Source organism: Bacteroides sp. MSSM.1001136sp1_RTP21357st2_D2_RTP21359_211015, from assembly GCF_040913205.1.
Lineage (GTDB): Bacteria > Bacteroidota > Bacteroidia > Bacteroidales > Bacteroidaceae > Bacteroides > Bacteroides ovatus.
Genome location: NZ_JBDFVF010000035.1, coordinates 20,106 through 41,807, shown reverse-complemented (window position 1 = coordinate 41,807; position 21,702 = coordinate 20,106). Strand labels below are relative to the sequence as shown.

Below are 21,702 nucleotides of genomic sequence, written 5' to 3'. Positions count from 1 at the left end.
CCGAAGATGTGGTAATTCCTTTGCGATAATTAGCCAAAGTTAATAGTAATTTACGTGTTAAAAAAGGGCACATCTTCTGATGGAAGAGTGCCCTGAATGAAAAATTGTATAAATCAGCTTTATTAGATGCTGTTCAATAAATCAGTTTTTCCTTCATTTATTAACTTTAAAATTAGTTCGCCGAACAAGGTATTTTGCCATGCAAACCAAGCACGGGTGAAGTTATTGGGATCATCTTTGTGAAAAGATTCATGCATAAAGCCTGTCCCTGCGTCTGTGTTGATTAGCATTTTTACACACTCCTTGATCTCCTGGTCGTCCTGACTGGTAAATGCTTTCATCATGATACTCATAGGCCATACCATGTCATAGCCGATGTGAGGACCACCAATTCCTTCTCCTGCTTTTCCTTTGAAGAAATAAGGATTATCCTTGCTCCATACAAAACGGCGTGTATTCTGATAGATAGGATCGTTAATATCTACATCGCCAAGATAAGGCATTGCCAATAAACTTGGTACATTAGCATCATCCATTAAAAAATGATTTCCGAAACCATCTACCTCAAAAGCATAAATTGTACCATATTTAGGGTGATTGTAAGTTGCATATTTTTTTAGTGCAGTCTCTACTTCTTTTGCCAGATCTGTACATTGTTTTGCCATTTCTGCATTTTGATTTACAGTATTCAGAATTTCAGCAGCTTTCTTTAACGAAGAAACAGCAAAGAAATTAGACGGCACGAGAAATTGCAAGGTTGTAGCATCGTCAGATGGACGGAAGGCTGAAACAATTAGTCCGACAGGATTCACAGGAGCACCTAAACCGTTGTTGTTTAATGTATCGAGTGCACGTTCCGTTTTGCGTTGAAATTTATAAGGTCCTACTCCCTCCTTACGTTGTTGCTCCTTAAAAGTAGACAGGATGTTGGTGATGGCTTGTATCCATTCACTATCAAAAATACTGGCATCACCGGTCTCTTTCCAATATTGGTAGGCCAGACGTAGTGGGTAACATAGAGAATCTATTTCCCATTTTCTTTCATGTAATTCAGGTTTCATGTCGGTCAGGTCGGACATCCATTCTCCTCCCACAGCTCCGTCATTGAAAGCATTGGCGTACGGATCAATATTAATACATTTAAATTGTCTGCGGATCACTCCTTCGAGCATTTTCTTCAATTCCGGATCTTTACTGGCCAGTTGTATATAAGGCCAAACCTGTGCTCCGGAGTCACGTAGCCACATGGCATGAATATCACCTGTATAAACAAAAGTATCAGGTTTGCCATTTGTTGTGCGATAATGGACTGTCGTTTCGAGGGTATTTGGAAAACAATTCTCGAACATCCATGCCAATTTTTGATTAGTAAGTAACTTTTTCACCCTGATGATTTCTGCTTCCACGGCTTTTGATGTAAAAAGACGCTTGTTTACGGGTGGACGATTACTTTTATAAGCGGCAATTTCAGCTGCTTGATTAACCACATTGGTATGATCCTTAGCTAGGATAAGTTCTGTAGCTTTAGCATGGCCTCCCATTAATAGGGTAGTTGTGATAATGCATATTCCGATGTTTCTTTTCTTCATATCTCTATTGTTTTAAGAGGGTTATTAAAAGTGATTATTGCAAATCGATTCCGCCTAGTCTTCCATACATTTCTATGAAAGCAGCTTGTGTCAAGAGCCATTTTTTCTCGTTTTTATCCGTGCCACTCCAATCTGTATGGAACAGTCCCCGTTCATCTCTGGCATGATGCCATGCGTAATCAAGACTTTTCTGGAAATCGGTTAGATAGGTCTTGTTATGGTCTATTTGATAAAGTTCAATAAAGCCTCTAAGCATAACTGCTGTGAACCAGATATTTCCTTTTTTCAGTAATTGAAATGTTTGCCCGTTTGGAGAGGTAAAATGAGTGAAAAAGTGTTTATGACATGCTTCTGCTATATTTTGAGCATCTTCCAGATAATTTCTCTGTTTTGTAATTTGGTAGAGTAGGGCAGCTGCTTGCATCATTTGCCCGCTGTTGTAGGCAAATTTGGCACGACCGATTTTCTTATTGAGTGCGATGTTGTCAAAGTATAGATGATCCTTTGGATCTTCCAGGTTCTTTTTAGTCCACTCGTATAAGTCTTTTCCTTGTTTTAAATAGGCGTCATCTTGAGTAGCCTGAAATAGCTTGAGAGCGAATACGGCTCCCGGCGCATTAGAACAAGTATTTTTAGATTCCTTCTTTTGTTCGCACCAGTAGATTCCTCCGCCAAGTACGTCATCTTTACCACTAAGGATAAACTTCCATATTAGTTTAGCTTTCTCCAGATAAGCTTGTTTTCCTGTCATACGATAAGAATCGGTAAAATCGATACCTAACCAGACGTTGTCATCATAAAAACGATCGGAGAGAGGTTGACTGCTGATATAAGATGAGTAAGCGAATGGTTCTCTTCGTGTGTCGAAGTATTCTTCCAATCCTGGTAGTACTTTGTTTTCCAGAAGCTTTTTATACTTCTTATTTCCAGTGCTCTCCAGTAATGCATTTACTGCAGAGAATGTGCCCGAATACGGCCAAAGGTAGGAATATTCATTGCGTCTTTTTGCTTGTTCTTCTGATGCCAGATAAGTTGCCTTATTGTCTTGGTTAAAAGGATAGTTCTCACGTAACAGACACGTGTTGGGTGCTGCATAGTTTTGGTAAAGAGCATCCAAAGTTTGCTGTGCTTTTTCTATGTTAGGATTTGCGTTTGCAATGGTGAAAGCACAAATAACATTAAGTAATAGGCCGTTCATAATTTTTTATTTAAGTGGTGTTTATATAAATAGTAATTTGAATGAGTTCGCAGGTTTTATTGTGACTCTACAAAAATACCTTATTTCGGTTACTTTTTAAATGGGGAGTGAGCAGATTGTAAATGATTGTTTGGGGTATGTTGTTGATAATCAGAGAATTTTTGATAGGAGAGTCTCTGATAAATGTAAATGATGCTGTATGATTAATACACTGTTATTCCCGGATTTGTTGTCCGATTCGAGCTACTTTTTCTTCAAATTCATTCCGGTCTCCATTTGCTTTGATCCGCATTTTTGAGCGGTAATTATAGATGGTCGATAATGAGTACTGTAAGAAATGAGCTATTTTCACACTGTCTGTAATTCCCAGTCGGATAAGTGCGAAGATCCGTAACTCGGGTGTTAAGAGTTTGCCGGGTCCTGGAATGATTGCATTTTCCGGTAAAAGCAATGCGTTAAAATCTTCGACGAAATTCGGAAAGAGATTCAGGATTGCTTTGTCGAAGTTATTATAAAATTCAGCCAGATCTTCTTCTGTATTGAGAGAGGAGTGGAGGAAAGAGGTTACTTTCTTTATATCTTCACTTTTGGCTATTTTGAGTGCTCTTTTCTTAAAATTGGCAATTTTACTGATATAACTGGTATATTGTTCCATATACAGCCCTACATATTCTTCTTTGATTTTATTGTTATCTGCCAATATTGAGTTCATTTGTTGTATTTCGTAAAGATGATAAGACAAACTCTCATTAGCTTGTTCCACTTTACCTTTTTGTTTTTTCAGTTGTACGGACAGGATGAATAGCAGAATGCAGACAATGCATAATGCAATGAGCAATGCCGTTATGATGATAAATTTATGTTTCTCCTTTTCTTGAAATGCCTTATCTATGAAAAGATACATATCTGAGGCTTCGATGGTGTTAATTCTCGCATTGCATAGGATAGCGTCCTCCATTGCATTTTTCATATATTTAGATGCCCGGTCTATGTCCCCACTCTCAAAGATCAGCTTGGCTAATATTTTTAAAGAGAGGTTTTCTCTAGCTCCATTTAATACATCAGAAATGGCGGATATTGCGAAATACTTAATCGTATTCTCACGATCATTTTTACCTTGATAGGCAGATGCCAGAGAATATGCTATGATTCCGGCATTTCTTGAATAGGGTGTATAACTTTGATAAGTGCTGTCCAGTATATGAATAGCATCATCATACTTTTTATGGAAAAGAAGAGTTGGTGCGGTCATAAAAGCTCGTACATTCGTTGGGATTTCTTTGCATTGGAGCAGCGAATCGCGATAGATTTGTGCTATCAGATCATTTTCTTGTGAATCGTCCTCGTTGGAAGCAAAAGCTTTCTGGTGATTGTAGATCGTGACCTGTCCAAGAAAATATTCGGCTTTGAGTCTAGGAGATAGTTGCTCTTGTTGCATCGAATTGGTAATCGCCAGAGCTTCTTTGAAAAAGCCCATCGAAGATAATATTCTTGAATAATCCAGTTTAGCTTCAATTAAAAGTTCTTTGTCATTACTTTCTTGAGCGAACCTGTTCATGTGGATGGCATAGGCTAAAGCGGAATCTTTTTGGAAAGATGAATACTCAAAACAAAGAGACTGTGCTGTCCCAACTTTCTTTCGAATATCCCTGGATTGTCTTAATATTATTTTCAGGCTGTCTATCTGTCTTTGCTTTTGTTGGGTATAACTAGCTTTGTTTTGTAGAGATTTATCTAATACTTTTAACAATGTTTTTACTTCATCGTTTGCTTTTGCTGGTAAACTGATGAAGATAAAGATTATCAATAGAGGTAAAATAAATCTTTTCATATATTAAGTAAGATTGCTTATTGAATATGGTTGTTTGCAAAGATAAGGAAATCCATATTAAGTTAAGGTTGACAGATTAACTTAATATGGATTTTATGAAAATAGGGATTTCGCTGGATGAATTACTTATATCCAAATCCTTATTTGTAATATCACTTGTATTTTTGTGCAAACTCCACCGAAACCGAATTGCTGAAACTTCGGCAAACTTCAGCTGCGAAGTCTTTCCCGCATTGGATTATTTTATCCCAGATCTCTTCATTCAAGTTATTTAGATCGCGGTATCGGACATCGTATTTGAGTAATCCGTAGATCAGCCCTGCATTGAAGTTATCACCAGCTCCAATAGTACTGACTGCTTGTAATGGTTCTATCGGATAATCTTTATTGACCAGATTAGTGCGTAACGCTACCTTTTCCGCACCTGCAGTACAGATGAACCGGGGACAGTAGAATTTGATTTTATCCTTGTAAATCTTGTCTATATCCTGCATGCCATACATATATAGAAAATCCTCTAAAGAACCGCGTACAATATCCGCATATTCCAGATTTTCAATAATGGTCGGAGCCAGTTTCATGGCTTCATTCTTGTGTGAAGAACGGAAATTCGGGTCATAATAGATGATGGCTTTCTTTTCACGTGCCTGATCTAGTAATTCGAGAATCTTCTCCCTCAGAACCGGATTCAGTGCGTAATAAGAACCCACCATGACAATGTCGTCTTCCTCTAGTTTCGGAAACAGAACATCCAGACGTTGCTTCGGGTAGTCTTTGTAGAAGATATATTCAGCATCACTCTGCTCGTTCAGGAAAGCTAAGGATACGGGCGATTTTCCATCCGGGAATACATTTACATGATCGGTTGGGATATGATTCTCACGCATAAACTGCAGGATAATATTGCCTACACGGTCATTCCCGGTTTCACTGATGAAGCCGACATTTATTCCCATTCGTCCCAATGAGACAATACCGTTGAATACAGAGCCTCCCGGTACGGCTGCGGAAGGCTGGTCACCTCGAAAGATGATATCGAGGATGGTCTCTCCGATACCGATTACTTTTCGCATAGTGATCTTGATTTTTCTCCCAGATAACCGCCGTGGTGACGTTTTGAATATTCAGCGATAGTAAATCCTGTTTCCTTCATGGTTTGTACTACCAATATATCTCCGATCACTGTCATGGCAGTAGTGGATGTAGTAGGAGTCATCCCTAACACACAGACTTCTGCAGGCTTGCCGGTACTTAGACAGACATCCGATTCTTTTGCCAGCGGACTATCCGGATTTCCGGTGATAACGATAAACTTCAGATCCGGGTCCAGATTATGGGCTAAGCGGGTTAATTCCACAATCTCACGTGTCTTGCCAGAGTTAGAGATCAGCAGGAGTAGATCGTTTTTTTGTAAGATACCCAAATCCCCGTGTTGCGCCTCGCTGGGATGCAGAAAGACGGATGGAATACCGGTGGAACAGAAAGTAGTAGCAATGTTCATAGCAATCTGCCCGGCTTTTCCCATACCGGAAGTTACCAGTTTTCCCTTTTTCTGATGTATTTGTTCTACAATCAGTTTCACCGCTTTTTCATAAGCGTCTGTTACGGGGATGTTGAGCACAGCTTGTGCTTCCTGTTGCAAAAGTTGTTTGATGGAGTCTATCATATAGGATCAGTTTATTTTTTCTTTTAATTCATTTAATGTGTTTGCTACTTCGTAATAGGTTGAGAAAGGCTGTCGTGCAAAACCTTTGTCCTCCAGGGTGTGGAGCGCTTTTAATAGCTCGTCGTAAAAACCATGTTCATTGTAGAAAATGACCTTCTTTTGGTGATATCCGATAGAGGCAGCGGCTATTACGTGGAAAATCTCATCAAGAGTACCGACGCCTCCGGGGAGTGCAACCAATACCTCCGACTTCTCCGTTATGATATCTTTGCGGTCACTCAAGTTACGGGTATGAATTTCTTCATCTAACAGAGTGCTTACCTTGCCATTCTCTTCCAGTTTGGCAGGAACTACTCCAATAACCTTACCACCATTTTCTTTCACGGCACGAGCTATGCATTCCATTAATCCGAGGCTGGCTCCTCCATATATCAAGGTTTTGCCTGTCTGCCCCATCCATTTGCCTATTTGGCTGGTGCTTTCGAAGTACATTTTGTCAATGTTATCGGAGGCGGAACAGAATATTCCTATCTTTTCCATATACGTTGTTGCTGTTATAGTCCACAAATATCTGCAATTTTCTATAAACAGCAATAAGTTTTATTGTATTTTTGTGGCATTAATTCAATAAGGAAGTATAAAACGATGCAAGGTAACGAATATACATTGCCAAATGGCCTGCGTATTATCCATGAACCAACCCTCTCAAAAGTAGCTTATTGTGGTTTTGCGATTGATGCCGGAACTCGTGATGAAGCGGAGAATGAGCAGGGAATGGCCCATTTTGTAGAACATCTGATTTTTAAGGGAACGGAGAAGCGGAAAGCCTGGCATATCCTCAACCGGATGGAGAATGTAGGTGGTGACCTGAATGCCTACACAAATAAGGAAGAAACTGTCGTCTATGCCGCTTTCCTGAAAGAACATCTGGAACGTGCGCTTGAGTTGTTGGGGGATATTGTATTTCATTCAACCTTTCCGCAGCATGAGATAGAAAAAGAAACAGAGGTCATTATCGATGAAATCCAGTCGTATGAAGATACTCCGTCGGAACTGATATTTGACGATTTTGAAGACATGATCTTCCGCAATCATCCATTGGGAAGAAACATTCTTGGTAAGCCGGAACTTCTGCGAAGTTTTCGCACGGAAGATGTTCTATCGTTTACCCGCCGTTTTTACCAACCGGGAAATATGGTGTTTTTTGTTCAGGGGCAGTACGAGTTCAAGAGAATCATCCGCCTGGTAGAAAAATACCTGTTGGATATTCCTGATGTGAAGGTAGAGAATCGGCGTACACCTCCGCCTCTGTATGTGCCGGAACATTTGACGGTGGCTAGAGATACGCACCAGGCACATGTTATGATCGGTAGCCGTGGCTATAATGCGTATGATGACAAGCGTACTGCACTCTATCTGCTGAATAATGTCCTTGGAGGTCCCGGAATGAATAGTAAACTGAATGTGTCCCTTCGCGAACGCAGAGGACTGGTCTATAATGTCGAATCCAATCTGACTTCCTATACGGATACGGGAGCTTTCTGTATTTATTTCGGGACGGATGTGGATGACATGGATACTTGCCTGAAATTGACCTATAAGGAATTGAAGCGGATGCGCGATACAAAGATGACTTCTTCCCAGTTGGCGGCAGCGAAAAAGCAGTTGATCGGGCAAATCGGAGTAGCGTCCGATAACTTTGAGAATAATGCGTTAGGGATGGCGAAAACATTCCTTCATTATCATAAGTATGAATCATCCGAGCTTGTTTTTAAGCGTATAGAAGAGCTAACAGCAGAGATGTTGTTGGAAGTTGCCAATGAGATGTTTGCAGAGGAATACTTATCTACGTTGATTTACAAATAATTGATTGACAGATTTGCTTTCATTGCCAGAATTCGTATTTTTGTAGCAGATACGTATGTGATAACAATCTAATAGTAGAAATTGTATGTTGGTGACGGGCAGAAAACTCCCTATCGGGATTCAGACTTTCGAAGATATCCGCAATGACGGATACTTGTATGTAGATAAGACCGCATTGATGTGGACTATGGCAAACATCGGTAAACCTTTTTTTTTAAGCCGTCCGCGCCGATTCGGAAAGAGTTTGTTAATTTCTACGTTTGAAGCCTATTTCAAGGGACGGCGTGACCTTTTCACGGGACTTGCCGTGGAACAATTAGAAAAGAAGTGGGAAGAATATCCCGTACTGCATCTGGATTTGAATGCCGAGAAATATGATTCACCGGACAGATTGGATGCTATTTTAAGTAACCAGTTAACTCAATGGGAAGCTATATATGGCAGGGGAGAAGATGAAACCACTTTGTCTTCCCGCTTCTTGGGTGTCATTCGTCGTGCCTCCGAACAAGCAGGCAGGGGTGTTGTAGTCCTGGTGGATGAGTATGATAAGCCCTTACTACAGGCTATTCAGAATGAACCGCTTCTCAATTCTTACCGTTCTACTTTGAAAGCTTTCTACGGTGTGTTGAAGAGTGCAGACCGCTATCTTCGTTTTGCTTTTCTGACAGGTGTCACCAAATTCTCGCAAGTAAGTGTGTTTAGTGATCTGAACCAATTGAATGACATCAGTCTGAATTATGACTTCTCTACTCTTTGTGGAATCACCCGCGAAGAACTTCTTGCTAATTTTGAACCGGAGATTGCAGCTTTATCGCAAGCAAATGACATCAATACGAAAGAAGTTGTGGAAACAATGACCCGGCAGTATGACGGTTATCATTTTCATCCTAATGGAGAAGGAGTGTTCAATCCATTCAGTGTTCTGAATGCATTTTTCAGTAAAGAGTTCGGTAATTACTGGTTTCAGACCGGAACTCCTACTTTCCTTGTGGAGTTATTGAAAGAGAGCGATTATGATCTTCGCTTGCTGATGGATGGTATAGAGACAGCTGCTTCCGCTTTCACTGAATATCGTGCTGATAGGAAAAATCCTATTCCATTGATTTATCAGAGTGGTTATCTGACTATTAAAGATTATGACAGAGAGTTTAGACTTTATCGTTTAGGCTTTCCTAACGACGAAGTACGTTATGGCTTTCTTAACTTTTTTACTCCCATTTTATACGGCAGTCACGGATGAAGAACGAAGCTTTTATATAGGTAAGTTTGTTCAAGAACTACGTACAGGCAATGTTGACGCTTTCATGCACCGCTTTGAAGCTTTCTTTGCAGATTTTCCTTACGAGTTGAATGACCAGACTGAACGTCATTATCAAGTCATCATATATTTAATATTCAAACTGATGGGACAATTCACGCAGGCAGAAGTACATAGCTCACGGGGACGTGCAGATGCGGTTGTACGAACCCCGAAGTTCATCTATATTTTCGAATTCAAGCTGAATGGGACTGTTGAGCAGGCCATGGAGCAGATTGAAGAAAAAGGTTATGCTTTTCCTTATATGGCAGAGGATCAACAAGTGATAAAAGTTGGTGTAGAGTTTAGCGCAGAGAAACGAAATGTAGAGCGCTGGATGGTAGCGAAAGAAATTTAATATAAAATTGATTATGAAAAACTTAATACGAAATGTCTGGGTTTGCTTGGGGCTGATGGTGCTTCCCTTCACAGCCTCCGGACAACAAAAGGATAACATTACCTATGTGCCGGCTCAAGAGCTTTTATTGGTAGGCAAAGCAACTACCGAAGGCGAATACTTCCATCGGGTAGATACAGCCAAGTATCGTACAATGCCTCCCACAGTGAAGAAACTATTCACAAACTCTGCCGGTCTGGCTATCTCTTTTACAACGAATAGCCCCGTCATAAAAGCCAAATGGATGGTTCCTGATAATTACCAGTTACCCAATCTGACCAGAGTTGCTCAGAAAGGTCTGGATTTATATATCAAACGGGATGGAAAATGGCAATTTGCCGGAGTAGGGATACCGGGTGGTGTGACTACGGAAAAAGTGCTTGTTGATAATATGGGTACGGAAGAGAAAGAATGTTTGTTATATCTGCCTTTATATGATGAACTGAAAAGTCTGGAAATAGGTGTTTCTTCTGATGCACACATACGTAAAGGAGAAAATCCGTTCAAAGAAAAGATAGTGGTATACGGGTCCAGTATTTTGCAGGGAGCATCTGCCAGTCGTCCCGGGATGGCTTATCCGGCTCGTTTGTCCCGTAGCAGCGGATATAATTTTATCAATTTAGGATTGAGCGGAAACGGCAAGATGGAGAAAGAAGTTGCCGAGATGTTGGCGGATATTGATGCGGATGCTTTCATTCTCGATTGTATTCCTAATCCTTCTCCCAAAGAGATAACCGACCGGACTGTTGATTTTGTAATGACGTTGCACCAGAAGCATCCGGATACGCCTATTATTGTGATACAGACATTGATACGTGAAACAGGTAATTTCAACCGGAAAGCTCGTGAGAATGTAAAACGACAGAACGAGGCCATCGCTGAACAGGTAGAAGTATTGCGAAAGAAGAATGTCAAGAACCTGTATTTCATAAAAGAAGATCAATTCTTGGGAACAGACCATGAGGGGACTGTAGATGGGACCCATCCGAATGACTTGGGATTCGACCGAATGTTGAAGAAATATAAACCGGCTATCAGTAAGATTCTGAAGATCAAATTCAAGGCTGAATAACAGGAATGAAAGATTATAACAGAGACAGATAGAAAAAATAAAGGTCAATTCATGGGGGTGAATTGGCCTTTTTCTTTTGCAAATGTGTTAAGTTGCTGTTGGTATTTTATAGTTTCCTTAAACCTTTATCTTCTAAGTATTTGATTAATTCTTGGGGACGATCAGTTTGTATCATAGTTGCCTTATGTTCCAGTATCCATCCCCAATGCTTATCTTTACCTTCTAATAGGGCGTTTTCGTCATCATGTCCACCGCATAGACTATCCCATAGAGTATTCATCCATACCCGGCTACCAGATTGTACAATTTTATCAATAACCTTTAAATTTGAAGTCTGTTCGTCTTTGAAGCAGAGTTCATAGGCTATTGGCGTAAAGTCTTTAATAAAACTTTCGGTCGCTTTTATATCTTCTTCTTTCCATAAATGAATGATAGGCATATAGAGCATACTGGTATTGGTTCCATATTCCTCTTGAACTTTCTCGACAGGATACCTTCCTTTTATAATCACTTGTTTTTCCATTCCACATTTTCGAATGATGGGAAGAATCTCCTTTATATATGTTCCGCCTTTATCTATATTGACCAGAATACGATCTTTACATGTCATTAACGCTTCTTCTAAAGTGGGTATGGATCGGCGGGTCTTTATACCGTTTCCACTTTTCAGCACAAATTGTTTTAGTTCTGTTGTCGTATAGTTTTTAATGGCGCCTTTTCCTGTTGAAGTGCGGTCTAGCGTTGCGTCATGCATACAAATAAAGTTGTTGTCTTTGGTTTGCTGAATGTCAAGTTCCACCATGTCTGCTCCCATAGCGATGGCATTCTCTATACATTGTATGGAGTTCTCCGGAGCATTCCTCCAGTCGCCACGGTGAGCTATAACAAATACATATTGAGAATTCTTGTCGTGAAGATTCCTCAATAGTTTATCAATTCTGGATTCTGCTTCAGCAGATAATGAAACCAGAAGAACTGATAATAGAAATATAATTTTCCTTGTCATACGTGCTTTTCTTAAATAAAATGTTTTGATCTATATTGGGTACCTATGAAAAACTATCCTATAAAGTTATCTTAATCCTTTTTCTTTTAAATAAGAGTTGACAAGATCAGAGTAATCAGTTTGCACAACTTCTATTTTGTTATCTATAAAAGTTTGAAGGTGCGAATATTTACTATTCAGTAGATCGCTATCCCAATCTAAATGATTGGCATAACCTACTAACTTGGCATCTTTAATAGCTCCCATTAGTTCAGTGAGAGATGCATTGTCTATTCCGAATTGTACCATTTGTACTTTACTGTAATATTTGGCGAGGACTTTTACTTCTGCCGCAGTGGATACCCATGGAAAAGGAATGGCTCCAGGGTTAATAGTATTCATTTCTTCAATATATGATGTACTGGAACCAGTATAATAGCAAACCTGGTCGATCATCCCTTTTTCTGCAACCGTTTTAATGATTTTACCTAAAAGCCCCTTCTCTTTTACATCGACACAAACATAGATTTTGTCTTTTGCAGCATCCAATACTTCCTCAAGTGTAGGCACTTTGTATTCAGTGATACCTTTAGAACCTTTTAAAAAATATTGATAAAGAGTTTGATAAGTCATATTGGCTACAGCACCAGTTCCGTTTGTTGTAGCATTAATGGTTGTATTGTGCATATTTACGATTACTCCGTCAGAAGTAGCTCTAGGGTCTATTTCAATCATATCGGCACCGACTTCTATTGCATATTGGATAGCGGGAATAGAATTTTCAGGAATTCCGTCACGTATTCCCTTATAGGTGTTGCTACGATGAGCGCAAGTCCACATTTTCAGACTTGTGTTGCTGGAAAGATTCTTTAAGTCGGTTGTTAAACTTTTAGTGTCAGGTTCTTCACCTGGGTCCTCCGGGTCTTCATTATCATCCGGAGGAGTCGGCTGATTTTTGTTTTCATATTCATCATTGGAAGAGCCGCAACTGGTACACATCACTTGCCCGGATACAAGTAAGATGATTGCCAAAAGAAAAAATACTTTCTTCATAGTCTTTTTATTTTATTTATTAGATAATGTAGGATAGGCTATCGAAATAACCTATCCTGTTTGATTTGAATTATTTTACTGTAGCAGTGTGTTGAGCGTCTTTTGCACGCATCGGCCAGCCTGTTGTTGGTAATCCTTTCACATATTTGGATGACAGGGCCACTAATAAACTTTTCGATTCATCTTGAGTGTTAGTAATGGCCACATAGATAGTCCCGTCTGCATCCACTACCGGTGAACTCCAGAATTTGCCTTGTGTTGCAGCCCATTCGGATGCATAAGCACTTTCGCTGTTAGCAATTGCTCCGGCCACATCAAGTACGGCAATAGCGTCAGTACCATTTGCGTCAAGGATATAGAAATTACCACGTTCCGTACCGAACAAGATATGTCCATCCTTATCAATAACAGGAGTACTGCTGACACTTTCTGATATCTCATATTGCCATTTGATAGTTCCACCTGCTGACAATGCAACAATTCCGCCAGGCATATCTCCCTGACTTTTCAATGAGGCATATACAGTGCCATCTGTGCCGATAACGACTCCTCCCTGATCTTGTTTGCCAGTATTCTCAATAGGGGTAGTCCAACGTACACTACCGTCACTGGCAACGGAATAGATGGTAGTAGTCAGATCAGATGTATAAATCATGCCATATACATTTCCTTCATTGTCTATGGCCATTGATGCATGACAGCCGCTGTTCAAACCACTGTCAAATGCTCTCCATGCCCATGGGCTGAAAGTATTGTCGTCTTTAGCCATAGTAGCTTTTGCTACACCAAACATTCCGTAGTTGGTACACATGATATACATCATTCCTTGTTTGGAGATAACAGGACCTGCATAAACACCTCCGGCAGGACCGCTGGTACCATCTGCGTTAGTTAAATAGCTAACACGGTTTCCTGTTGTTTTGTCTACTGCGATCATTGAACCGGTGCTTCCCCCATTACCACAGTATACATATTTATCATCAAATGCTGGTGACACGCTACGCATTTTGGCATTGGCGGCGTTACCTTTATTCCAGAAACCGGTAGTCGGATCATTGAAAGTAATCCATTTCTTATTTCCATCAGGATTGATAGCAAATAGTTTACCATTGCTTCCGTCACCTGTGCCAATGTAGATTGTACCATCCGTATCTACAGACGGTGTCATGTTTGAGCCTCCTGTTGCCTGCGCTCCCCAAGATGGATCAGTCATGTCGAATGACCATTTTTCAATACCTGAAGTTACATCATAACTATGTAATATGTGGTCATTACTATTGATGTAAACCGTTTTTTCATCAGGAGAAAGAGCGGCGGAATTGGAAACTAACTTGGCTAAATGAGTGGAGGAGGTCCATAGTAATGTAAGGTCTCCTTTTTCTACTACTTTATCGGTAATTTCAATTGTTTTCCGGTAGAGGTTCGATCTTCCACTGCTGTCGGTTATGGTCAAACTAACAACAAATATACCTTTCTCATTGTACACGTGCTTCGGGCTTTCTTCGGTAGAAGTCGTTCCGTCCCCGAAATCCCATACATAAGTAAAGTTGCCACTACCTCCATAAGATGCGTTAGTGAATTGTATTTCACCTTCTATTTGCCCTCTTTCGGGAGCGATTGAGAAAGTTGCGGAAGGAATATCTTTCCCGGCATTGTCTTCGTTGCTGCATGCGGCAAATAATAAAAGACAAACAATATATATGAACGGACATATCCGTACTTTATTTTTAATAGTTGTCATACACATAATAATCATTTAAGGTTTTGTTATTAATTTCCTGTATATCCCGCATATCCGGGATTTTGTGGGTAGGCTGCCGTACCGGCCATGTCAATCTCATCTTGAGGGATCGGATAATACATCAGATAAGTACGACCATCGAGTGTTTCTAGCAATTCTAAGCGATTTGTACGTTTGATGTCCTGCCAGCGCATGCCTTCAGCATAAAATTCACGACGGCGTTCGTCCAAGATCAATGTCTGATATTCTTTGTCCGATAGAGCTTTGATTGCTGCTTCACTTGGAGCGGTAGTATATCTTTTTTTCATATATTCCACTAATGCGGCGGCTCCGTTCGTTTTTCCGAGAGCTTCGGCTTTTATCAGATACATTTCTGAAATACGGGAGATTACTACCGGTGTGCAGGTATAATCTGACGTTTCCGCCAATTGATAAGTTCCATTCGGATATTTGATTACGCGGTTGGCATCTTGGCTGGTGAATGTGGCTTTTAACCGTACGTCTCCTTTGCGTGAAAGAGTATTATCATCAGCAAAAAGACTATTATAACACCAATCAGATGGAGCATAATTCCATGAACCGTCCGTGTCATTAACGTATAATGTGAAGTTTAGAGGACTGGATGCTCTTGAATTATTAACATAGGCAAATATAATTTCCGGACTTGAACTTCCTGCAACCCAATTTTTAGAGAAATCCATAGCGGTGGATGCGAGCGAGAAACTGGAATTAGCTAATACTGCTTCTGCATAGTTTGCAGCATCCGTCATCTTGTTCTGGAAAAGAGCTACACGTGCAGCAAGTGCATTTGCTGCGTCAGAAGATACGTACCATTTGGAATCTGCTTTTGACAGTAAGCGGATAGCTTTACCCAAATCCTCTTCGATGAATGTCCATACTTCAGCTTCCGGAGAGATAGGAACCACCTCTTTTGAACGTTTACGCAGGATAGGGACATTTCCATAATGAGAGGCCAGACGATAATAAATAAATGCACGGAAATAGTAAGAGACACCACCTACTTTTTTCATGAGAGCACTTTCTTTATTTTCGGAAGCTTCATAAGTTTCTACGAGAAAATTGACCTGGTGCAATGTTGTAAATGAGTTTCTCCAAAAGGAGAGAATGTTAATTGCCTGATTGGTATACGAGGGAGACATTTCGCATGGGTCTGTAATTTGACCTCCTCCAGGACCTGCTTTGAAATTTTCCCCTTGTATATCATCCAACCACCAGAAAGTGAATGTATAATTTTCCATAGTGGCGTATACTCCATTTAATAGCTTTTCGAGATCATCATCCGTCAAGGCTGATTGAGGAATTGCATGTCGGGGGCTGATGTCGTCCAGCCAGTCAGAACAGCTCGTGGCGAGTACAGTTATGGTCATTAAAACCAGAGTGAATAATAGTTTTATATTTTTCATATCGTTAGTTTTAGAAGTTAATGCTTGCACCTATGATAAAACTCTTTAATGTGGCTTGTTCTCCGAAATCTGCTCCGTAGCTGTTGCCTGTCGGATTACTTTCGTATGAGAATTCCGGATCATATCCGGAATATTTGGTCAGTGTAAAAAAGTTGTCGAGAGAAACAAAGATGCGAGCTCCCGTTACGTGTATTTTTGACAACAGAGAATGAGGAAGGCTATATCCCAATGTGATGGTTTTGAATTTGAAATAAGAAGCATCTTCCAGATAGCGGGTAGAAACAAGATTGTTTCCGAAACCGCCGGTGAACGTGCCTGCCAAAGTAGGGCGTGGAACAGTGTTGCTAGTTCCTTCTCCCCTCCAGTAATGGTTGGCGGCATATTTTGATATGTTATAGAATTGTTCCGAATCGACCAGTGTGCCATTTTTGTAACCTTTGATACTGCTGGACGCCAAGCCGAGATGTTCCGTACCTTCTGTTCCCCCGCAGCCTTTCCATGCTGACAGGATTTTACCTCCGGCTGCAAATTGGCAGAAAATGGATAAGTCGAAGTTTTTCCAGTTCATAGTCGAAGTGATACCACCATAAATGTCAGGTGTAACCTTTCCTACATACATGCGGTCATCGTCTGTGATGTCTCCGTCATTGTTGTAGTCAAAGTACTTACAATCACCGGCACGTACTCCTTTTGCGTAGAGTTTGCTTGGTACTTCCTGGTCGGTTTGATAAATACCATCCTGACGCAACATATAGAAAGCACTAACCGGTTTACCTACCATTAAAGCATGCATTACTTTACCGGTATTGGCACCACCACCGTTGATTTTCATATCAAGTACTCCATCCAATGACAATAGTTTGTTTTTTGTATAGGAGAGGTTAGTAGCAAGCTCCCATTTAAAAGGACCATCGAATATTTTACCGCTCACCATCACTTCCAATCCTTTGTTCTCCAGCGAGCCGATATTGGCTGTCCGGGTAGTATATCCTGTTGTAGCAAGTGTACTGATATTATAAAGTAATCCGCTTGTCTTTTGATAGTATCCGTCTACAGATAGCGCCAGTCGTCCGTTGAATAGCTCTGCGTTGATTCCGACATTCACCTGATTAGCTTTCTCCCAGATAAGATCCGCAGCATCTGCTCCGATTTTAAAACCGGATGAACCATTATAGGAATTTCCTCCCGAAGTTACTAATGACATAGCTGCCCAGTTACTGATACCATCCATACTGCCAGTCTTACCCCAACTGGCTCGTAGCTTTAAGTCATTCAGTGGCGTACCTTTAGGGAAAAATGGTTCGTTGATAATCCGCCACGCGAAAGAAGCAGAAGGAAATGTTCCATAACGTTTATCTTTTGAAAAACGTGAAGAACCGTCACGACGCATCGTTACATTTAAGATATAGCGATTATCCCAATTCAGGGCGGCACGTCCGAAATAAGATTCGAGTGCATATGCATTATATCCGATACTACCTGCGTAGATGTTAGAACCGGAATTTATCAGACCGAAGCTGGAAGAAGGATAAGCACCGTTTGCGTAATTATCACTATAAGCCCCAAAAGTTTCATAGTTATACTCTTCGTATGAGTGACCAAGCATGGCTGAATAAGTTAGTTTATCCCAACTATTTTCATACGAAATTACGTTGTCTATAACATATCGGTAACTTACATTTTTCTGTTCGCTAAGTGCACCCCATCCTGCATTTTTGGAACGTGCGTCATGTTTCTCTGAAATTGTTTTCTTTTCTTCATCAAGAATACCGTATATGCTGAATGAGGGGGTGTATTTGAGTCCTTTGATAGGAGTTATATCAAAACTAAGGGCAGCTACTCCTTGTTTCTTATGTACAGTCCAGTCTTCTTCATTAATCAGCATAACGGGATTATGACGACATAATTCTGTTGACATCACTGTATAGCCTCCATCTTCCCGATAAGCTCCAATCCATGGTTGTTCTTCACGGGCAGTACGAATCACTTTCAAACTGGTAGATGACTCTTCCACTTTATCGAAACGGCTGTAAGATCCTGTGAGATTCAGATTCAGTTTAAACCATTTGTTCAGCTGATGAGTAAATTTTGCCCGTAGGTTGGTTTGCTGGAATCCGCTGGTGCGGATGATACCTTGTTGGTCGTTAAATCCCACAGAGGTGAAAAAGGTAGTTTTCTCATTACCTCCCGAGAGATTGATAGATGCCGTAGTAGAGTGTGCTATATCACGTTGAATGAGTCCGAGCCAGTCTGTTTCGGTAATCCGGTCGGGGATGAAGAATGATTTTGTGTCCTTCTTCTGCACATTCCAATTATCTACGGCTGCTTGCATAGTACGAGTATATTCTGCTACATTTGCCATTGGTATATCGTTGGCAATCCATCCAAGGCTGTGGCGTACACTGGCATTTACGCGTGTTTTACTGTTGGTGTTCCCCGATTTTGTGGTGATGATGACAACACCGTTGTTAGCTCGCGAACCATAGATGGCAGCAGCTGAAGCATCTTTCAATACGTCCATGCGTTCGATGTCGTTGGGGTTTAGCATAGGCATTGATTCACTGGGAACTCCATCGACCACATACAATGGGGTGCTGTTACCTGTGATGGATGCAATACCGCGTACCCGTACACTCGGTTGTTCACCGGGGGTACCGCTGGCAGAGGCTACATTTACACCAGGAGTACGACCTTGCAGCATCTTGGCTACATTGTAGTCACTGCCTTGATCCAGATCATCCACTTTCAGGCTACTGATAGAAGTGGTTACTAGTTTTTCGGACTGGGAGCCATAGCCGACTACAACTATCTCATTTAATGCAATGCTGCTTTCTTTCAAATATATTTTCAGATTGTTTTTATTGCCGGCTTTCACTTGTTGTGAGTCAAATCCAATATAAGATACTGTTAGTGGTTGGTTAGGATCTGCTACAATGGTAAAGTTTCCGTTAATATCTGTAATGACTCCGGTTCCTTTTCCTTGCATGACATTGGCGCCAATAATAGGAATTCCACTTTCATCTAGTACGGTTCCTTTAATCGCTCTCTTTTCATTACTTCTTTGTTCTGTCTCCTGCTTTACCAATACGATGGTGTTGTTAGTAAATGAATAAGATATATTCAAAGGAGTAAATACCTGTGAGAGCACTTCGCTGATAGGTTTCTTTGTGCAGCTAATTGTCACTTTAGTCTGATCGTTAAGAACATGATTCCGGTATACAAAAGTATATCTCGTTTGCTGTTCTACTTGTTTCATGAAAGTTTTTACCGTGCCATTTTTGATATGAATGGACACATTTCCTTCTTGGGCAAACACTCCCGAAGGGAATAAAATTATAGCAGCGGATAAAATGGTAAAGTTTCTAAAAATAAGGCTGTTCCGCAGTTTCCTTCTCAATAAAAATGTTAACTTTGTGATATTCATAGTTGATAATGTTTTGATGTATAAAATTTTATCGACTTCCATACAACCAAAGGATTGGGCGATTCTTTGGTTGTTCTTTTTTGATTTTAACTACTGTGTGTTTTCCATAAGCTCCTTTCTTTTAAATTAGTAAATAGTTATTATATCTTTATGTATCTCGTACTTAAATCCGTATTGTATGCTTAAGGATCTTATGACATTCTGTATACTTTCGTTTCGGAAAGATCCCGATAGTAAATCTTGTGCGATTTGCTTATGATGCAATCTGATTTCCACCCCATACCATCGTTCTATCTGGGCTATTACATCAATTAATGGTGTGGATTCAAAGATGAGGTAATTATCTCTCCATCCGGCTTCAACATGGGCATCCGCTTTGCTTATTCGTAGTGTTCTGTCCATAGCGGAATAGGTTGCCTTTTGTCCGGGTGAAAGCGTATATTCATGGGGAAGTGAACCACCTGATATTCTGATTCGTCCGCTAAGTAAAGATGTTTCTACAATGTCTTTTTTATAGGTCTTTACATTGAATGAAGTTCCTACTACTTCAATTTGCAGATCGTTGATTATTACCTTGAATGGGCAATCGGGATTCTTGGCAACATCGAAAAAGGCTTCTCCTGATAGTTTGACGAGGCGTTGCTTGGAGTTGTTTACATCATATTCCAGGTTTGTAGCCGCATTTAGATGTACAAATGTACCATCAGGGAGAGCCATTTCTGCTTTACTGCCAGCTCTAACTGTTACAGCAACCATTTGACTTTCCGGGTTATTCATCCATGTATAAAGTCCAAAAGAGGATGATAGGATGATAGCGATAATGGCAGCATATTTCATATATTGCAGCCAACGGCGTCTCCAAATGATTTGTTGTAGTTCCTTTCGAATTTGCTTTTTCATCATAGGAGGCATCTTTATCTCTACTGTGTCGTTTTCCATATCTATCATGGTATTCCATAACTCTTCGTCAGGTATGTTGTTGAGTTCATTTCTGAACTTTCCAATATCGGAAGAGGTGATTCCTTTTTCGATGTACTGGCAATATAACTTTTTAAATTGTGGACTCATATTATTGGTGTTTCTATAGGTTATACGTAAATACATAAAGGGAGTACTAGACTTTTTTTATGTTGTAGAGCATAGAAAAAGTTAGGAATAGTAGGTGTTTGTAGAGTTTTGTGGAGTTTTAATTATTCCTACTGAAAGTGTTATTCTTGTTACAGGAAGAAAATAAAGAGAATATTATATTTCATCATTTCGCTGCGAAGAATCTTCAGGGCGGAAGTCAGATAGTTTTTCACCGTTTGTTCGGAGAGATCCAGTTGTTCGGCTATTTGCTTGATGGGGATATGTTTCTCCCTGCTTAATTCATAAATCTCGTGTTCCCGTTGTGACAGAACTTTCTTCGATTGTTGAAGTTGTTGCAGGAATTCGTCGTACAATAAGATATCTTCCGGCGATACGTCAGTTGCCTGGTTCTCGCAATACTCCATAAAGTCTTCGAATTGCAGTTCGTTGACTTGTTTGCGGAAATAATCGATTACCTGATGTTTGGCAATAGTGAAAATAAAGGCTTGCAGATTGCCGAAGCTATTCAACTGGTTACGGTTGTCCCATAGGCGTAAAAAGGTATCCTGAACAATATCCTGTGTCAGGGAACGATTTTTTAGTTGTTTAAGAACAAAGCTGTAAAGTCGGTCGGCATAGGCTTCATAAATCTGTGTAAAAGCCTGGTAGGAGCCGTTGCGTAGTTCTTTTATGCACTGTATTTCGTCTATTTTCATCCTTTCTGCAATAGAAGTAGGTCGGGCAAATGTACTGAAATAATTTAGAAATCAACAAATCTATGTGAATAAATAAAGAGAAACCGATGTCCGGTAGTTGGCAGATGAATTTTATTTTGCAATCATATTACAATCATATATTGAGCTTTATTGTGCCGTCTCTTGCTTTCCGCTAATTAATTTTGTATCTTTACTGTTTTTTGCCCTTGTAAAGACAGGTGGTCACCTTATGCAGTGATAAATATCACCTTATAAGGTGACATTAGGCTGTTTACAAAGTGACTATTGTCCTGTTACAATCGGACAACTACCCGAGTGCATAAACAATGATAAATCTCTGCACTGAAAATCTTTATTCTCTGCACTGAAAAATCT

At 40.2% G+C, this 21,702-nt stretch carries 15 protein-coding genes and 1 pseudogene; 3 read left to right on the top strand and 13 right to left on the bottom strand.

Features of this window, described 5'->3' with window-relative positions; genetic code table 11:
• Positions 1–122: 122 nt before the first annotated feature.
• The 6 genes from AB5217_RS19790 to AB5217_RS19765 form a co-directional block, all read right to left on the bottom strand.
• Positions 123–1,589: a glycoside hydrolase family 125 protein gene (locus AB5217_RS19790; RefSeq protein ID WP_004324228.1), complete on the bottom strand. Its 1,467-nt coding sequence runs from the start codon at positions 1,587–1,589 to the stop codon at positions 123–125.
• A gap of 34 nt (positions 1,590–1,623) precedes the next feature.
• Entirely contained in the window at positions 1,624–2,787 is a 1,164-nt protein-coding gene (locus tag AB5217_RS19785; RefSeq protein ID WP_032842848.1) for a glycoside hydrolase family 76 protein, read from the bottom strand.
• Positions 2,788–3,001: 214 nt separating this feature from the next.
• Entirely contained in the window at positions 3,002–4,618 is a 1,617-nt protein-coding gene (locus AB5217_RS19780) for a DUF6377 domain-containing protein (RefSeq protein WP_032842849.1), read from the bottom strand.
• A gap of 152 nt (positions 4,619–4,770) precedes the next feature.
• Positions 4,771–5,691, bottom strand: a complete 921-nt coding sequence (locus AB5217_RS19775) for a carbohydrate kinase family protein (protein WP_032842850.1) — start codon at positions 5,689–5,691, stop codon at positions 4,771–4,773.
• Positions 5,679–6,284 (bottom strand): SIS domain-containing protein, encoded by a 606-nt coding sequence (locus tag AB5217_RS19770; protein WP_004298060.1) that lies wholly within the window; start codon positions 6,282–6,284, stop codon positions 5,679–5,681. Before AB5217_RS19770 ends, AB5217_RS19775 begins: the two co-directional genes overlap by 13 nt.
• A 6-nt stretch (positions 6,285–6,290) precedes the next feature.
• A complete protein-coding gene (locus AB5217_RS19765) occupies positions 6,291–6,824 on the bottom strand; it encodes a TIGR00730 family Rossman fold protein (protein WP_032842851.1) in 534 nt (177 codons plus the stop codon).
• Positions 6,825–6,929: 105 nt separating this feature from the next.
• On the opposite strand from AB5217_RS19765, the gene AB5217_RS19760 reads away from it, so the two are divergent.
• The 3 genes and pseudogenes from AB5217_RS19760 to AB5217_RS19750 all read left to right on the top strand — a co-directional run bounded on the left by AB5217_RS19760 (position 6,930) and on the right by AB5217_RS19750 (position 10,916).
• Entirely contained in the window at positions 6,930–8,150 is a 1,221-nt protein-coding gene (locus tag AB5217_RS19760) for a M16 family metallopeptidase (protein WP_004298062.1), read from the top strand.
• 85 nt (positions 8,151–8,235) lie between these two features.
• Positions 8,236–9,805, top strand: a pseudogene (locus AB5217_RS19755) (ATP-binding protein).
• A gap of 13 nt (positions 9,806–9,818) precedes the next feature.
• On the top strand, positions 9,819–10,916 hold the full coding sequence (locus AB5217_RS19750; RefSeq protein ID WP_004324248.1) for an SGNH/GDSL hydrolase family protein: 1,098 nt from the start codon (positions 9,819–9,821) through the stop codon (positions 10,914–10,916).
• A 106-nt stretch (positions 10,917–11,022) separates the two neighbouring features.
• Here the strand turns inward: AB5217_RS19750 and AB5217_RS19745 are convergent, their stop codons facing one another.
• The 7 genes from AB5217_RS19745 to AB5217_RS19715 all read right to left on the bottom strand — a co-directional run bounded on the left by AB5217_RS19745 (position 11,023) and on the right by AB5217_RS19715 (position 21,327).
• Positions 11,023–11,922, bottom strand: a complete 900-nt coding sequence (locus tag AB5217_RS19745; protein ID WP_004298066.1) for a glycerophosphodiester phosphodiesterase family protein — start codon at positions 11,920–11,922, stop codon at positions 11,023–11,025.
• Between the two features lie 66 nt (positions 11,923–11,988).
• Entirely contained in the window at positions 11,989–12,954 is a 966-nt protein-coding gene (locus tag AB5217_RS19740) for a glycerophosphodiester phosphodiesterase family protein (RefSeq protein WP_032844544.1), read from the bottom strand.
• A 70-nt stretch (positions 12,955–13,024) separates the two neighbouring features.
• The gene (locus AB5217_RS19735; protein WP_224440830.1) at positions 13,025–14,695 is read right to left on the bottom strand and encodes a PQQ-binding-like beta-propeller repeat protein; all 1,671 of its coding nucleotides are present in this window, start codon (positions 14,693–14,695) and stop codon (positions 13,025–13,027) included.
• Between the two features lie 29 nt (positions 14,696–14,724).
• Positions 14,725–16,119 (bottom strand): RagB/SusD family nutrient uptake outer membrane protein, encoded by a 1,395-nt coding sequence (locus AB5217_RS19730; protein WP_032844543.1) that lies wholly within the window; start codon positions 16,117–16,119, stop codon positions 14,725–14,727.
• Positions 16,120–16,129: 10 nt separating this feature from the next.
• Entirely contained in the window at positions 16,130–19,375 is a 3,246-nt protein-coding gene (locus tag AB5217_RS19725; protein ID WP_371260243.1) for a TonB-dependent receptor, read from the bottom strand.
• A gap of 294 nt (positions 19,376–19,669) precedes the next feature.
• Complete coding sequence (locus tag AB5217_RS19720) at positions 19,670–20,611, bottom strand: FecR family protein (protein WP_004311897.1); 942 nt, start codon at positions 20,609–20,611, stop codon at positions 19,670–19,672.
• Positions 20,612–20,760: 149 nt separating this feature from the next.
• Positions 20,761–21,327 carry an RNA polymerase sigma factor gene (locus tag AB5217_RS19715; RefSeq protein ID WP_004298079.1) on the bottom strand — a complete coding sequence of 189 codons (567 nt, stop codon included), beginning with the start codon at positions 21,325–21,327 and terminating at the stop codon, positions 20,761–20,763.
• Positions 21,328–21,702 lie beyond the last annotated feature (375 nt).

What these genes read in the sequence shown, in the direction of transcription:
- AB5217_RS19790 (WP_004324228.1), bottom strand. Translation starts at nt 1,589, where the DNA reads ATGAAGAAAAGAAACATCGGAATATGCATTATCACAACTACCCTATTA.
- AB5217_RS19785 (WP_032842848.1), bottom strand. Translation starts at nt 2,787, where the DNA reads ATGAACGGCCTATTACTTAATGTTATTTGTGCTTTCACCATTGCAAAC.
- AB5217_RS19780 (WP_032842849.1), bottom strand. Translation starts at nt 4,618, where the DNA reads ATGAAAAGATTTATTTTACCTCTATTGATAATCTTTATCTTCATCAGT.
- AB5217_RS19775 (WP_032842850.1), bottom strand. Translation starts at nt 5,691, where the DNA reads ATGCGAAAAGTAATCGGTATCGGAGAGACCATCCTCGATATCATCTTT.
- AB5217_RS19770 (WP_004298060.1), bottom strand. Translation starts at nt 6,284, where the DNA reads ATGATAGACTCCATCAAACAACTTTTGCAACAGGAAGCACAAGCTGTG.
- AB5217_RS19765 (WP_032842851.1), bottom strand. Translation starts at nt 6,824, where the DNA reads ATGGAAAAGATAGGAATATTCTGTTCCGCCTCCGATAACATTGACAAA.
- AB5217_RS19760 (WP_004298062.1), top strand. Translation starts at nt 6,930, where the DNA reads ATGCAAGGTAACGAATATACATTGCCAAATGGCCTGCGTATTATCCAT.
- AB5217_RS19750 (WP_004324248.1), top strand. Translation starts at nt 9,819, where the DNA reads ATGAAAAACTTAATACGAAATGTCTGGGTTTGCTTGGGGCTGATGGTG.
- AB5217_RS19745 (WP_004298066.1), bottom strand. Translation starts at nt 11,922, where the DNA reads ATGACAAGGAAAATTATATTTCTATTATCAGTTCTTCTGGTTTCATTA.
- AB5217_RS19740 (WP_032844544.1), bottom strand. Translation starts at nt 12,954, where the DNA reads ATGAAGAAAGTATTTTTTCTTTTGGCAATCATCTTACTTGTATCCGGG.
- AB5217_RS19735 (WP_224440830.1), bottom strand. Translation starts at nt 14,695, where the DNA reads ATGACAACTATTAAAAATAAAGTACGGATATGTCCGTTCATATATATT.
- AB5217_RS19730 (WP_032844543.1), bottom strand. Translation starts at nt 16,119, where the DNA reads ATGAAAAATATAAAACTATTATTCACTCTGGTTTTAATGACCATAACT.
- AB5217_RS19725 (WP_371260243.1), bottom strand. Translation starts at nt 19,375, where the DNA reads ATGAAACAAGTAGAACAGCAAACGAGATATACTTTTGTATACCGGAAT.
- AB5217_RS19720 (WP_004311897.1), bottom strand. Translation starts at nt 20,611, where the DNA reads ATGAGTCCACAATTTAAAAAGTTATATTGCCAGTACATCGAAAAAGGA.
- AB5217_RS19715 (WP_004298079.1), bottom strand. Translation starts at nt 21,327, where the DNA reads ATGAAAATAGACGAAATACAGTGCATAAAAGAACTACGCAACGGCTCC.